This window comes from Micromonospora sp. DH13 (assembly GCF_020873825.1).
GTDB lineage: Bacteria > Actinomycetota > Actinomycetes > Mycobacteriales > Micromonosporaceae > Micromonospora > Micromonospora haikouensis.
On sequence record NZ_JAHWGR010000037.1, the window covers coordinates 31,500 to 47,987 of the forward strand.

At 76.8% G+C, this 16,488-nt stretch carries 1 protein-coding gene (cut by a window edge); it reads right to left on the bottom strand.

Annotated elements, in window-relative coordinates; translation table 11 throughout:
• Positions 1-16,488: the 5' portion of a type I polyketide synthase gene (locus tag LPA42_RS27730; protein ID WP_228986967.1), read on the bottom strand. Its footprint begins 13,524 nt before the window's first position; the window shows 16,488 of its 30,012 coding nt (coding positions 1-16,488); it begins with the start codon at positions 16,486-16,488; its stop codon lies beyond the left edge, outside the window.

A 16,488-nucleotide genomic window follows, 5' to 3' on the forward strand; every position in this document is an offset into this window, starting at 1 on the left:
CCAGTCGATATGCGGCGACGGCTCGTCCACATGCAACGACGCCGGCACCACCCCGTGCCGCATCGCCATGATCATCTTGATCACACCCGCCACACCGGCCGCCGCCTGGGTGTGCCCGATGTTCGACTTCACCGAGCCGAGCAGCAGCGGGGTCGCCCGGTCCTGCCCGTACGTGGCCAGCAGCGCCTGCGCCTCGATCGGGTCACCCAGCGTCGTGCCCGTGCCGTGCGCCTCGACGGCGTCCACGTCGGCCGGGGTCAGCCGGGCGTTGGCCAGGGCCTGCCGGATCACCCGCTGCTGCGAGGGGCCGTTCGGCGCGGTCAACCCGTTCGACGCCCCGTCCTGGTTCACGGCCGTCCCCCGCACCACCGCGAGGATCCGACGCCCCTCCCGCCGCGCATCCGAGAGCCGCTGCACCAGCAGCATGCCCACACCCTCCGACCAGCCCGTCCCATCCGCCGACGCGGCGAACGACTTGCACCGCCCGTCGGCCGACAGGCCCCGCTGTCGCGAGAACTCCACGAACGTCCCCGGCGTCGCCATCACGGTCACACCGCCGGCCAGGGCCAGGTCGCACTCCCCCGACCGCAGCGCCTGCGCCGCCAGGTGCAAGGCGACCAGCGACGACGAACACGCCGTGTCCACGGTCACCGCCGGCCCCTCCAGGCCGAACGTGTACGCCACCCGCCCCGACAGCACGCTGCCCGACGTGCCCGTACCCACGTAGCCCTCGGTGTCCGGCGGCAGGTCGGCCAGTCGGGAGGCGTAGTCGTGGTACATGACGCCCGCGAACACGCCGGTGCGGCTGCCCCGCACCCCCGCCGGGTCCACTCCGGCGGACTCGAACGTCTCCCACGACGCCTCCAGCAGCAACCGCTGCTGCGGATCCATCGCGATCGCCTCACGCGGCGAGATCCCGAAGAAGGCGGGGTCGAAGTCGGCCGCCCCGGCGAGGAAACCCCCGTGCCGGGTGTACGAGGTGCCGCTGCGGTCCGGGTCGGGGTCGAACAGGGTGTCGAGGTCCCAACCCCGGTCGGCGGGGAACTCGGAGATCCCGTCCCCGCCGTCGGCCAGCAGCGCCCACAGGTCGCCGGGGCTGGCCACCCCACCCGGGTAACGGCAGGCCATGCCAACGATCGCGATCGGCTCGTCGGTGCCGGCGACGGCGCGGGTCACCGACCGGCGGGCGGTGAGCTGGCCGGAGACCTGCTCGTAGAGGTGCTCGGCGAGCACGGCGGGGGTCGGGTAGTCGAACACCAGCGTCGAGGCCAGCCGCAGCCCCGTGGCCGCGTTGACCCGGTTACGCAGGTCCACCGCCGTCAACGAGTCGAAACCCAACTCACGGAACGCCCGATCCGCCGGCACCGCCTCCGCACCACCATGCCCCAACACCTGCGCCACCAGGCCCCGCACCAACACGTCGATCTGGGCGCGGGCCTCGTCGGGGTCCAGGTTTGCGAGCTGGTCGGCCCAGTCTCCACCGCCCTGACCGGCCTGCCGCCGGGTGGTCGTCGTGCCGACGAGGGCGCGCAGCACCGCCGGGACCGGGCCGCCCGCGCCGAGGGCGGCCCGCATGGCCGGTACGTCGAGCACGGCCGGCACCAGGGCGGGGCGTCCCGCCGCGAGGGCGGCGTCGAACAGTTCGAGGCCCGTGGCCGCGCTCATCGGCGTCAGACCCGCCCGCGCCGAACGCGCCCGATCCGCGTCACCGATCGACGCCGCCATCCCCTCGGTATCCCACATCCCCCACGCCAACGACACCGCCGGCAACCCGGCCTCCCGGCGGAACGCCGCAAGACCGTCCAGGAACGCATTCCCCGCCGCATACGCACCCTGACCCGGCGAACCCAGAACCCCCGCGATCGACGAGAACACCACGAACAGATCCAGATCAAGACCAGCCGTCGCCTCGTGCAGATGCCACGCCGCATCCACCTTCGGCGCGAGGACCCGGGCCAGCCGGTCGGCGTCGATGCCGGTGACCACCGCGTCGTTCAGCACCCCGGCGGTGTGCACCACCCCGGCGAGCCGACCACCATCGGCGGTGAACCGCCCGACCAGGGCACGCACGGCCTCGGCGTCCGTCACGTCACAGGCCGACACCTCCACCGACGCGCCCAGGCCCGCCAGCCGTTCGACCACGGCGTCCGCGCCGGCAGCGGCCGGGCCCCGGCGCGACACGAGCACCAGCGACCGGACTCCGTGCGCCGACACCAGATGCTCCGCGACCAGAGCGCCCAACGCGCCCGTACCACCGGTCACCAGCACCGCGCCGTCGCCGACGGTCACCGGCGTCCCCGACGTGGACGCGCGCACCAGGCGGGGCACCCGCACCCCGCCCGAACGCACCGCCACCTGACCGCCCACGACGGCGTCGTCGGCGGCCCGGGTGAGCAGGCCCAGGGCGTGCCCGTCGAGGTCGCCGTCGATGTCGGCGAGGACGATCCGGCCCGGGTGCTCGGTCTGCGCCGAGCGGAGCAGGCCCCATACGGCGGAGCCGGCGAGGTCCGCTGCCGGATCCGCCGGCCCGGCGGCCATGGCGCCCCGGGTGACGACGACGAGCCGCGTGTCGGCGAGCGCGTCGGCGGCCAGCAACGCCTGGGTGGCAGCGAGGACGCCAGTGGTGACCGCGCGTACCGCCTCGGGGAGGGGGGCGGCGTCGGGGGCGGCGGCGACCGGCAGCACGAGGGCGCGCGGGGCGTCGGCCCCTGCGGCCACCGCCGCCAGCAGGGCCGCCACGTCGGGGTACGCCGGCAGGCCGGGCAGTGTCGCCGGCAGGTCCCCGCCGGTCAGCAGCGCCCAGCCGGACACCTCACCGATCGGGGCGACCTCGGCGGCCTGCCACACCACCTCGAACAGCGACCGGGACGCCGCACCCGCGACACCAACGCCGGTCAGCTCCCGCAACACGATCGAGTCCACCGACACCACCGGCGCACCCGACTCGTCCACCGCGACCAGACGGACCGCAGAGCCCGACCGCGTCAACCGCGCCCGCAGCACCCGCGCACCCGACGCGTGCACCTGCACACCCGAGAACGCGAACGGCACCCGCGCCGCTGCCGGCCCCTCGTCGGCCAGCAACAGCCCGATCGGGTGCAACGCCGCATCCAGCAACGCCGGATGCACCCCGAACGCCGCCGCGCCCTCCACCTCATCGGGCAGGGCCACCTCGGCGAACACCTCGCCGTCGCCGGCCCACACCCGACGCAGCCCGCGGAACACCGGCCCGTAGACCAGACCGAGACCCGCCAGAGCCTCATACCAACCCGACAGATCCACCTCCGACACACCCACCGGCGGCCACGCCCCCACCACCGGCTCCTCGGCCGCCACCGGCTCCAGCACGCCCTCGGCGTGCCGGACCCATCCGGAGTCACCGTCGGTCTCGGCGTGCACCGCGACGGGTCGGGCGCCGGTCGGGTCGGGCGCGCCGACGCGCACCTGGACCCGTACGCCGCCGGTGGCGGGCAGCACGAGTGGCACGGCGATGGTCAGTTCCCGGAGGCGGGAGACGCCCGCCTCGTCGCCGGCCCGGACGGCCAACTCCACGAGGGCGGTGCCGGGGACGACGACCGTGTCGGAGACGGTGTGCTCGGCGAGCCACGGGTGGGTGGCGACGGAGAGGCGGCCGGTGAGCACGACCATGTCCTCGCCGGCCACGGTGACGGCCGCGCCGAGCAGGGGGTGCCCGGCCGCGCCGAGGCCGGCGCCGGTGACGTCGCCCGCGCGGGCGCGGCCGATGCCGAGCCAGTACCGCTCGTGCTGGAAGGCGTACGTGGGCAGGTCGACGCGCTGCGGTTCGGTGCCGGCGTACCACTGGGTCCAGGTGACGGGCACGCCGTGGACGTGCAGCTCGCCCAGCGCGGCGAGCAGCGCCCGCGCGGCGGGCCGGTCGCGGCGCTGGGCGGCGACGGTCAGCACGCCCTCGTCGCCGGGCAGCACGTCGGCGGCCAGGGCCGTGAGGACGCTCTGCGGGCCGACCTCCAGGAACGTGCCCACCCCGGCGGCGCGCAGCGCGGCGACCCCGTCGGCGAAGCGCACCGCCTCGCGGACGTGCCGCACCCAGTAGTCGGCCCGGGTCAGCTCCTGCGGTTCGGCGAGCGCCCCGGTCAGGTTCGACACGACCGGCACGAGCGGCGTCCGGAACGACAGCCCGTCGAGGACGGCCCGGAACTCGGCCAGCATCGGTTCCATCAGCGGGCTGTGGAACGCGTGACTGACGGCGAGCCGGCGGGTGCGCACGCCCCGGTCCCGCCACGCCTCCTCGATCTCGTCCAGAGCTTCGACGGCACCGGAGACGACCACGGCCGACGGCCCGTTGACGGCGGCGATCCCGACGTCGGCGCGACCGGCGATGGACTCCGCCACCGCCACCTCGGCGGCGGCCACCGCGAGCATCCCGCCCCCGGCCGGCAACGCCTGCATCAACCGACCCCGCGCCGCCACCAGTGCGCACGCGTCGGCCAGCGACAACACCCCCGCCACATGCGCGGCCGTGATCTCACCAACCGAGTGGCCACCGACGAAGTCCGGCACCACCCCGAACGACTCCACCAGCCGGAACAGGGCCACCTCAACCGCGAACAGCCCCGCCTGCGTGAACACCGTCTGGTCCAACAGGTCGGCCTCGGCGGAACCCTCCGCAGCAAACAGCACCGGCCGCAACGGCTGCGGCAGCAACGGATCCAGGTGACCGCACACCTCGTCCAACGCCGACGCGAACACCGGGAACGCCTCCGCCAACTCCCGACCCATGCCGGCGCGCTGCGCGCCCTGGCCGGAGAAGAGGACGGCGAGCTGCCCGCCGGGGGTACCGGCGGCGGTGGCGACGGCGCCGGACGGTTCGCCGGCGGCGAGGGCGCGCAGCCCGGCGAGGAGTTCGTCGCGGTCGGCCGCCGCGAGCACGGCGCGGTGTTCCAGGGTGGCCCGGGTGGCGACGGACGACCAGCCCACGTCGGCGGGGCGGGGGGTCGGGTCGGCGGCGAGCCAGCGGGCCCAGCGGTCGGCCTGGGCGGCGAGGGCCGCCTCGGTGCGGGCCGACAGCAGCACGGCCGCCGGGACGGACGCGTCGCCGAACCGAACGGACGCATCTCCGGCCTGGGCCGGCGCGTCGCCGCTGCGGGCGGGCCGGGGGTCGGCGGGCGGCTGCTCGATGACGACGTGCGCGTTGGTGCCGCTGACCCCGAACGAGGAGATGGCGGCGCGGCGGGGGCGGCCCGTCTCGGGCCACGGCCGGGCCTCGGTGGCCAGTTCGACGGCGCCGGCCGTCCAGTCGATGTGCGGGGACGGCTCGTCGACGTGCAGGGTGCGGGGCACCACGCCGTGCCGCATCGCCATGATCATCTTGATGATGCCGGCGGCCCCGGCGGCGGCCTGGGTGTGCCCGATGTTCGACTTGATCGACCCCAGCAGCAGCGGCCGGCCGGCCGCCCGGTCCTGCCCGTAGGTGGCCAGCAGCGCCTGCGCCTCGATCGGGTCACCCAGCGTCGTGCCCGTGCCGTGCGCCTCGACCGCGTCCACGTCGGCCGGGGTCAGCCGGGCATTCGCCAGGGCCTGCCGGATCACCCGCTGCTGCGACGGACCGTTCGGGGCGGTAAGACCGTTCGACGCCCCGTCCTGGTTGACGGCCGTCCCCCGCACCACGGCGAGGATCCGCCGGCCGTCGCGCCGGGCGTCGGAGAGCCGCTGCACCAGCAGCATGCCCACACCCTCCGACCAGCCCGTCCCGTCCGCCGACGCCGCAAACGACTTGCACCTACCGTCGGCCGACAACCCCCGCTGCCGCGAGAACTCCACGAACGTCCCCGGCGTCGCCATCACCGTCACGCCGCCGGCCAGGGCCAGGTCGCACTCCCCCGACCGCAGCGCCTGCACGGCGAGGTGCAACGCGACCAGCGACGACGAGCACGCCGTGTCGACGGTGACGGCCGGCCCCTCCAGGCCGAACGTGTAGGCGACGCGTCCGGAGACGACGCTGCCCGAGTTGCCGGTGCCGATGTAGCCCTCCAGGCCCTCCGGCAGTTCCTGCACCTGCGAGGCGTAGTCGTGGTACATCAGGCCGGCGAAGACGCCGGTGCGGCTGCCCCGTACCCGCGCCGGGTCGACCCCGGCGGACTCGAACGTCTCCCACGACGCCTCCAGCAGCAACCGCTGCTGCGGATCCATCGCGATCGCCTCACGCGGCGAAATGCCGAAGAAGGCGGGGTCGAACTCCGCCGCCCCGGCGAGGAAACCCCCGTGCCGGGCGTAGGAGGTGCCGGGGTGGTCGGGGTCGGGGTGGAAGAGGGACTCCAGGTCCCAGCCCCGGTCGGCGGGGAACTCGGAGATCCCGTCCCCGCCGGACGCGAGCAACGCCCACAGGTCGTCGGGGCTGGCCACCCCACCCGGGTAACGGCAGGCCATGCCCACGATCGCGATCGGCTCGTCGCCGCCGCCGGTGGCGGCGACCGCCTCGGGCCGGTCGGCGGTCACGCCGGTGAGCTGCTCGTGCACGTGCGCGGCGAGGGCCGCCGGGGTCGGGTAGTCGAACACCAGCGTCGAGGCCAGCCGCAGCCCCGTGGCTGCGTTGACCCGGTTACGCAGGTCCACCGCCGTCAACGAGTCGAACCCCAACTCCCGGAACGCCCGGTCCGCCGGCACCGCCTCCGCACCACCATGCCCCAACACCTGCGCCACCAGGCCCCGCACCAGCACGTCGATCTGGGCGCGGGCCTCGTCGGGGGCGAGCGCGGCGAGGCGCTGCGCCCAGCCGCCGGCCGCGCCGCTGCCGGCCTGCCGCCGGGCGGTCGCGGTGCCGACGAGGGCGCGCAGCATCGGCGGTACGCCGGTGGCGGTGGCCGCCGCGCGCAGCGCCGGCACGTCGACGACGGCGGGGACGAGCGCGGCGGCGTCGGTGGCGACGGCGGCGTCGAACAGGGCGACGCCGACGGGCCCGCTGATCAGGCCGAGGCCGGAGCGGGTGACCCGGGACCGGTCGGCGGCGCTGAGGGTGGCGGCCATGCCGTCGGTGTCCCACATGCCCCAGGCCAGGGAGTGCGCGGTCAGGCCCCGGGCGCGGCGGTGGGCGGCGAGCGCGTCGAGGAAGTGGTTGGCGGCGGCGTACGCGCCCTGGCCCGGGGAGCCGAGGACCCCGGCGATGGACGAGAACACCACGAACAGGTCCAGGTCGAGGCCGGCCGTCGCCTCGTGCAGGTGCCACGCCGCGTCGACCTTCGGCGCGAGGACCCGGGCCAGCCGGTCGGCGTCGATGCCCGTGACCACCGCGTCGTCGAGAACACCCGCCGTGTGCACCACCCCGGCGAGCCGACCACCATCGGCGGTGAACCGCCCGACCAGGGCACGCACGGCGTCGGGGTCGGTGACGTCGCAGGCGAGCACGTCGACCCGCGCGCCGAGGGCGGTCAGCTCGGCGGCGAGGTCGGCCGCACCGTCGGCGGCGGGGCCGCGCCGGCTGACCAGGGCGAGGGAGTCCACGCCCCGGTCGGTGACGAGGTGCCGGGCCAGCAGCGCGCCGAGCGCGCCGGTGCCGCCGGTGACCAGGACGGTGCCGCCGAGGGGACGCCGGGCGGGCGCGGGTGGGGTGTCGGCGCGTACCAGACGGGGGGTGTAGGTCGTGTCGGCGCGGACGGCGAGCTGCGCGGCGGCCGGGTCGTCGGCGGCGGCCGCGAGCAGTGCGACGGCGGGCGCGTCGAGGTCCCGGTCGAGGTCGGCCAGGACGATCCGGCCGGGGTGCTCGGACTGGGCGGCGCGCAGCAGGCCCCACACGGCCGCGCCGGTCAGCTCGTCGGCGGGGTCGGCGTTGGCGGCCCGGACCGCGCCCCGGGTGACCACCGCGAGGCGGGTGTCGGCGAGGGCGTCGGCGGCGAGCCACGCCTGGACGGCGGCGAGCACGGCGGCGGTGCCGGCCCGCACGGCGGCGGGCAGCGCGTCGGCGGGCAGGCCGGCGGGCGTGGCGGGCACGGGCAGCAGGACCAGCGGGGGTACGTCGGCGGCGGCCAGTTCGGCGACGCCCGGGTACGCGGGGACGCCGGGCAGCGCGGGCGTGGCGGGGCCGAGCAGGGCGGCGCGGGGCGCGTCGGCGGGGGCGAGCGGCTCGGCCCGCCAGTCGACGCGGAACAGCGACCGGGCGGCGAGGGTGGCCGCCGACGGATCGCCGCCGGTCATCTCGCGCAGGACGAGGGAGTCGACGGTGACCACGGGCCGGTCGGTGTCGTCGACGGCGAGCAGCCGCACGGCGGTGCCGGCGCGGGTGAGCCGGACGCGGAGGGTGTCCGCGCCGACGGCGTGCACCTGGACACCCGCGAACGCGAACGGGGCCTTGGGGCCGGTGGTGCCGTCGCCGGGCAGCAGGGCGGTGGGGTGCAGGGCGGCGTCGAGCAGGGCGGGGTGCACGCCGAAGCCGGCGCTGCCGTCGGCGGTGGCGGCGGGCAGGGTCACCTCGGCGTAGACGGTGTCGTCGCCGGCCGTCCAGGCGCGGCGCAGGCCCTGGAACACCGGCCCGTACGTCATGCCGTGGCCGGCGAGGGCGTCGTACCAGCCGGCGAGGTCCGCCTCGACTGCGGCGGGGGGCCACGCGCCGAGGCCGGCGTCGGCGGTGGGTTCGACGGCGGTGAGCAGGCCCTCGGCGTGCCGCACCCAGTCGCCGTCGGGGTCGTGGTCGGGCTGGGAGTGCACGGTGACGGCCCGTCCGCCGAGGCCGTCGCGGGGGCCGACGCGGACCTGGACGCGCACCGCGCCCTGGGCGGGGAGCACCAGCGGGGTGGCGATGGTCAGCTCCCCCACCCGGCAGGGGCCGAACTCGTCGCCGGCGCGCAGCGCCAGTTCGACGAGCGCGGTGCCGGGGACGACGACCGCGCCGGCGACCACGTGGTCGGCCAGCCACGGCTGGGCGGCGACGGAGAGCCGGCCGGTGAGCACGGCCGCGTCCTCGCCGGCCAGCCGGACGGCGGCGGCGAGCAGCGGGTGCCCGGCCGCGCCGAGGCCCGCCCCGGAGACGTCGGAGGCGCGGCCGGCGGGCCGCAGCCAGAAGCGTTCCCGCGCGAACGCGTACGTGGGCAGGTCGACCCGGGTCGGTGCGGCGTCGGCGAGCAGCGGGGCCCAGTCGACGTGTGCTCCGCCGGCGTACAGCTCGGCGAGGGCGGCGAGCAGGGCGCGGGGCTCGGCGCGGTCGCGGCGCTGGGCCGGGACGGCGAGCAGCTCGTCGTCGGTCAGGGTCTCGCGGACCAGGGCGGTGAGCACCGCGCCGGGGCCGATCTCGACGAACGTGTCCGCCCCGGCGGCTTGCAGTGCGGCGACCCCGTCGGCGAACCGCACGGCCTCCCGCACGTGCCGCACCCAGTAGTCGGCGGTCCGCAGGTCGTCGCCGGCGGCGAGCGCCCCGGTCAGGTTCGACACGACCGGCACCAGCGGCGCGGCGAAGGTCAGCGTCTCCAGGACCGCCCGGAAGTCGGCGAGCATCGGCTCCATCAACGGGCTGTGGAACGCGTGACTCACCGTCAACCGGCGGGTGCGGACGGCCCGGCCCTGCCAGAGCTGCTCGACCTCGTCGAGGGCCTCGACCGCGCCGGAGACGACCACGGAGGTGGGCCCGTTGACGGCGGCGATCCCGACGTCGGCCCGACCGTGCAGGGACTCCGCCACCTCGGCCTCGGCCGCGTTGACCGCGAGCATCCCGCCCCCGGCCGGCAACGCCTGCATCAGACGACCCCGGGCGGCCACGAGCCGACACGCGTCGGCCAGGGACAGCACCCCGGCCACGTGCGCGGCGGTGATCTCACCGACCGAATGCCCGCCGACGAGGTCCGGCACCACCCCGAACGACTCCACCAGCCGGAACAGGGCCACCTCGACCGCGAACAACCCGGCCTGCGTGAACACGGTCTGGTCCAACAGAGCGGCGTCGGCGGAACCCTCCGCCGCGAACAGCACCCCCTTGAGCGGCTGCGGCAGCAGCGCATCCAGGTGGGCGCACACCTCGTCCAACGCCGACGCGAACACCGGGAACGCCTCCGCCAACTCCCGACCCATCCCGGCACGCTGCGCGCCCTGACCGGAGAAGAGCAAGGCGACGGGGCCCCGGTCGGCGGCGCGGCCGGTGACGACGGCGTCGGTGGGCTCGCCGTCGGCGAGGGCGGTCAGGGCGGCGGCCAGCTCGGCGTGGTCGGCGGCGAGGAGCACCGCGCGGTGTTCCAGGGCGGTGCGGGCGACGAGCGACGTCCAGCCGACGTCGACCAGCCGGGGCAGGTCGCCGCCGGTGGTCCGGTCGGCCCAGCGCCGGGCCCACCGGGTGGCCTGGCGGGACAGGCCACCCTCGCCCCGGGCGGAGAGCAGCACCGGCACCAGCGGCGGGGCGGGCCGGTCGGCGGCGTCGCCGTGCGGCCGGTCGGCGGTCGCGCCGTCCTGCCGCTGCACGGTCGCGCCGGCCGGCTGCTCGGCGGTCGCGCCGTCGGCCGCCGACGTGGGCGGCTGCTCGATGATGACGTGGGCGTTGGTGCCGCTGACCCCGAACGACGACACGGCGGCGCGGCGCGGCCGGTCCACCTGCGGCCACGGCCGGGCCTCGGTGAGCAGCTCGACCGCGCCGGCCGTCCAGTCGACGTGCGGGGTGGGCTCGTCGACGTGCAGGGTCGCCGGCAGGGTGCCGTAGCGCAGCGCGAGGACCATCTTGATCACCCCGGCGACGCCGGCCGCGGCCTGGGTGTGGCCGATGTTCGACTTGATCGACCCCAGCCACAGCGGCTGGTCGGCGGGGCGGTCCTGCCCGTACGTGGCGAGCAGCGCCTGCGCCTCGATGGGGTCGCCGAGGGTGGTGGCGGTGCCGTGGGCCTCGACGGCGTCCACGTCGGCGGTGGTGAGGCCGGCGTTGGCCAGGGCCTGCCGGATGACCCGCTGCTGCGACGGCCCGTTCGGGGCGGTCAGCCCGTTGGACGCGCCGTCCTGGTTGACGGCGGAGCCGCGCACGACGGCGAGGATGCGGTGGCCGCGCCGCTGGGCGTCGCTGAGGCGTTCGACGAGGAGCACGCCGACGCCCTCGCCCCAGCCGGTGCCGTCGGCGGCGGCGGCGAAGGAACGGCACCGCCCGTCGGCGGCGAGGCCGCCCTGCCGGGTGAACTCGACGAACGCGCCGGGGGTGACCATGACGGTCACGCCGCCGGCCACGGCGAGGTCGCACTCGCCCTGCCGCAACGACTGCACGGCCAGGTGCAGGGCCACCAGCGACGACGAGCAGGCGGTGTCGACGGTGACGGCCGGGCCCTCCAGGCCGAACGTGTAGGAGACGCGGCCGGAGATGACGCTGTGCGCGCCGCCGGTGAGCCGGTAGCCGTCCAGGTCGGGGGTCTCGTCGCCGGTGCCGTAGCCGGACGGGGACGCGCCGACGAACACGCCGGTGGGGGTGCCGTGCAGGCTGTCGGGGGTGACGCCGGCCTGCTCGAACGCCTCCCAGGTGGCCTCCAGCAGCAGCCGCTGCTGCGGGTCCATGGCGAGGGCCTCGCGGGGGGAGATGCCGAAGAAGACGGGGTCGAAGTCGGTGGCCCCGTCGAGGAAGCCGCCGTGCCGGGTGTAGGAGCGGCCGGGCGCGTCGGGGTCGGCGGCGAGGAGCCGGTCGAGGTCCCAGTGCCGGTCGGGGGCGAACTCGGTGATGCCGTCGCGGCCGGCGGCGACGAGGTCCCACAGCCCGTCGGGGTCGCTGACGCCGCCCGGGTAGCGGCAGCTCATGCCGACGATGGCGATGGGTTCGTCGGCGGCGGCCGGGCCGATGCCGGTGCCCGGGGTCGCGGCGGGTGCGGCGTCGTCGAGCCGCAGCAGGGCGGCCAGGTGCCCGGCGAGGGCGGCCGGGTTGGGGTAGTCGAAGATGAGCGTGGTGGGCAGGGCCAGCCCGGTCGCGGCGGTGAGCTGGTTGCGCAGCTCCACGGCGGTCAGCGAGTCGAAGCCCAGCTCCTTGAACGCCCGCTTCGGCTTGACCGCGTCGGTGCCGGGGTGGCCGAGGACGGCGGCGGCGTGGCCGCGCACCAGGTCGGTGAGCTGCCGGTCGCGTTCGGCGCGGGTCACGGCGGCCAGGTCGCGGCGCAGGGCGGCGGCGTGGTCGGTGATGCCGTCGGCGGGGCGGGCGGCGAGGGCGTCGCGGGCCTCGGCGATGTCGTCGAGCAGCGGGCGGGGCCGGGCGGACGCGTACGCGGGGGCGAAGTGTTCCCAGGCGACGTCGGCGACGACGAGGCAGGTCTCGCCGTGCTCGACGGCGCGACGCAGGGCGAGCAGCGCGGCAGCCGGCTGCATCGGGTTGAGGCCGCGCCGGCTGAGCAGCCGCTGCGCCTCCTCGGTGGTGGCCATGCCGCCCTCGGCCCAGGCGCCCCAGGACACGGAGGTGGCGGCGAGTCCCCGGGCGCGGCGCTGCTCGGCGAGCGCGTCGAGATACGCGTTCGCGGCCGCGTACGCGCCCTGGCCGCCGCTGCCCCACACGCCGGAGATGGAGGCGAACGTGACGAACGCGTCGAGCTGCCGGTCGCCGAGCAGCTCGTCGAGGTGCACCGCCCCGGCGACCTTGCCGGCCATGACGTGGTCGAGGACGTCGAGGTCGGTGTCGACGAGGGCGGTGAGCTGGGTGATCCCGGCGGCGTGCAGCACGGCGGTGAGCGGGGCGACGTCGTCGAGGCCGGCGACGAGGGCGGCGACCTGCTCGCGGTCGGCCATGTCGCAGGCGGCGACGGTGACCCGTACGCCGGTGGCGGTCAGCTCGTCGGCCAGCTCGGCCGCGCCGGCGGCGGCGAGGCCCCGGCGGCTGGTGAGCACCAGGTGTTCGGCGCCGTTGGCGGCGAGCCAGCGGGCGGCCTGCGCGCCGATCGCGCCGGTGCCGCCGGTGACGAGGATCGTGCCGCGCGGCTGCCACGCCGTGACCCGCCCGGCGGTGCGGGCGGTGGCGCGGGCGAGGCGGCGCACGAACGTGCCGTAGGGGCGGACCGCGAACTGGTCCTCGTCGCCGCCGCCGACGAGGATGCGGGCGACCTCGGCCCAGCAGGCGGCGTCGGGCGTGGTCGGCAGGTCGACGAGGCCGCCCCACTGGCCGGGGTGTTCCAGGCCGACGACCCGGGCGAGGCCCCACAGGGCGTGCTGGGCGGCGCTGGCCACCGGCTCGGCCGGGTCGGTGCCGACGCCGCCGACGGTGAGGCACCACAGCGGGGCGGGCACGTCGGCGTCGCGCAGCGCCTGCACGAGGCGGGTGGTGGCGACCAGGCCGGTGGGGATGCCGGGGTGGCCCGGGTACTGGTCGTCGGCGAGGCCGAGCAGCGACACCACGCCGGCCAGGGGCGCGTCCCGGTGCTCGGCGAGGGCGGCGGCCAGTTCCTCGCGGGTGGTCCCGGCGGGGTCGACGGCGACGCGCCGCACCCGGCGGCCGTCGGGGGCGCCGTCGACTGCGGACTGGAGGGCGTCCACCCAGCCGGCCACGGTGGGGTCGCCGGCCGGCAGGACCACGAGCAGGTCACCGGCCATCGTCGGGCCGGCGGGCGGGCCGGCGGGCTTCCAGACGATCCGGTACGACCAGCCGTCGAGCACGGCGCGCTGCAGCCGGGCCCTGCGCCAGGACGACAGCACGGGCAGCGCCGGGGCGAGCACCTCCAGGTCGGCGGGCGCGCCGTCGAGCTGGGCGGCGAGGGCGGCCACGTCGGCGCGTTCGACGGCCGACCAGAACTCGACGTCGACGACGTCGGGGCTGACCGGTCCGGCGGCGGTGGCGGCGGCCGTCCGCTCGGGCCAGTAGCGCTGCCGCTGGAACGCGTACGTGGGCAGGTCGACCAGGGCGTCGGCGGGGGCGAGGACGCGGCGCAGGTCGACGGCGAGGCCGTGGGCGTGGGCGGCGGCGAGGCTGGTGAGCAGCCGCGCGGCGGCGTCCTCGCCGCGGCGCAGGGTGGCCAGGGCCCGGCCGGTGGTGCCGGTGTCGTCGAGGATCGCGGCGAGCGACATGCTCAGCACCGGGTGCGGGGACACCTCGACGAAGTCGGTGTGTCCGGCGTCGACGGCGGTGCGCACGGCGGTGTCGAACAGCACCGGCCGGCGCAGGTTCTCCGCCCAGTAGTCGGCGTCGAGGGCCGCGCCGTCGATCCAGGTGCCGGTGACGGTGGAGAGGATCCGCACGTCGGCGTCGCGGGGCACGACGCCGGCCAGGTCGGCGCGCATCCGGTCGGCGACGGGCTGCACGGCCGGCGAGTGGGAGGCGTAGTCGATGTCGATGATCCGGGCGCGCACGCCCTGCGCGGCGTACGCGGCGGCCAGGTCGGCGACGGCCTGCGGCGGGCCGGAGACGACGGTGGCGGTGGGCCCGTTGACGACGGAGACGCTCAGCCCGTCGGGGAGCCGGCCGGCGACCTCGGCGGCGGGCAGGTCGACGGCGACCATCGCGCCGGTGCCGGCGATGCCGGCGAGGGCGCGGGCCCGCAGGGCGAGGATCTTGACGGCGTCGGCGAGGGTCAGCGCCCCGGCGACGTGGGCGGCGACGATCTCGCCCTGGGAGTGGCCGACGACGGCGCGGGGGGTGAGGCCGGCGTGCCGCCACACCCGGGCCAGGCCGACGCCGACGGCGAACAGGGCCGGCTGGACGACCTCGGTGCGGGTCAGCCACGACTCGTCGGCGCCGGTGAGGACGGCGACCAGGTCGACGTCGAGCCAGCGGTCGAACTCGGCCTGGCACTCGGCGAGAGCCTCGTCGAAGACGGGGCAGGCGCCGATCAGGCCGGCGGCCATCGAGACGTACTGGGCGCCCTGGCCGGGGAAGACCCAGACGGGCCCCTCGCCGGGTTCGCCGGCCACGCCGGTGACGACGGTCCCGGCGGGGGTGCCGGCGGCGAGGGCGTCGAGGCCGGCGAGGAGCTGCGCCGGGTCGGCGGCGACGACGGCGGCCCGGTGCTCGAACTCGGAGCGGGTGGCGGCGAGGGACCAGGCGAGCCGGGCCGGGTCGAGGCCGGCGCGGGCGCGGACGTAGCGGGCGAGGCGGGCGGCCTGGGCGCGCAGGGCCGCCGTGGACCGGGCGGACAGCGCCCACACGGTGGCGGCGGGCGCGGCGAGCAGGCCGGGCCGGTCCTCGGGTACGCCGGGGGCGGGAGCGGCGTCGGCCTGTTCGAGGATGACGTGGGCGTTGGTGCCGGAGATGCCGAACGACGACACGGCGGCCCGGCGCGGCCGGTCGACGGCGGGCCAGGGGCGGGGCTCGGTGAGCAGCGACACGGCCCCGGCCGACCAGTCGATGTGCGGCGACGGGGTGTCGACGTGCAGGGTGGCCGGCAGCAGCCCGTGCCGCATCGCCATGACCATCTTGATGATCCCGGCGATGCCGGCGGCGGACTGGCTGTGCCCGATGTTCGACTTGATCGAGCCGAGCCACAGCGGCTCGTGCCCGTCGCGGTCCCGCCCGTAGGTGGCGAGCAGCGCCTGCGCCTCGATCGGGTCGCCGAGGGTGGTGCCGGTGCCGTGCGCCTCGACGGCGTCCACGTCGGCGGGGGCGAGCCGGGCGTTGCTGAGCGCCTGCCGGATGACCCGCTGCTGCGCCGGCCCGTTGGGGGCGGTGAGCCCGTTGGACGCGCCGTCCTGGTTGATCGCGGAGCCGCGCACCACGGCGAGGACGCGGTGGCCGTTGCGCTGGGCGTCGGAGAGCCGTTCGACGAGGAGCAGGCCGACGCCCTCGGCCCAGCCGGTGCCGTCGGCGGCGGCGGCGAACGACTTGCACCGCCCGTCGGAGGCGAGGCCGCGCTGCCGGGAGAACCCGACGAACGCGCTGGGGGTGGCCATCACGGTCACGCCGCCCGCGAGGGCCAGGTCGAACTCGCCGGAGCGCAGCGCCTGGCAGGCCAGGTGCAGGGCGACCAGCGACGACGAGCAGGCGGTGTCCACGGTGACGGCCGGCCCCTCCAGGCCCAGCGCGTACGCGATGCGGCCGGAGACGACGCTGGTGGCGGTGCCGGTGAGCAGGTAGCCCTCGTCGGCGCCGTCCGCGCCGCCGTCCTGGCCGACGCCGTAGCCGTTGGCGGCGGTGCCGACGAACACGCCGACCTTCTGCCCGCGCACCGACGACGGGGCGATGCCGGCCGACTCGAACGCCTCCCACGACGTTTCCAGCAGCAGCCGCTGCTGCGGGTCCATGGCCAGGGCCTCGCGGGGGCTGATGCCGAAGAAGTCGGCGTCGAACTCGGCCGCCTCGTAGAGGAACCCGCCCTGCTGGGTGGTGGAGCGGCCGACGCGGCCGGCCTCCGGGTCGTACAGGTTGTCCAGGTCCCAGCCCCGGTCGGCGGGGAAGCCGCCGATGGCGTCGCCGCCCGCGGCCACCAGGTCCCACAGCTCGTCCGGCGACGACACCCCGCCCGGGTAGCGGCAGGACATCGCCACGATGGCGATCGGCTCCCGGGCCGCCGCCGTCAGCTGCTGGTTGAGCTGCTTGAGCCGGCTGGTCTCCTTGAGCGAAGCCCGAAGCGCCTCGACGACCTTATCTGCAGACGTGGACAT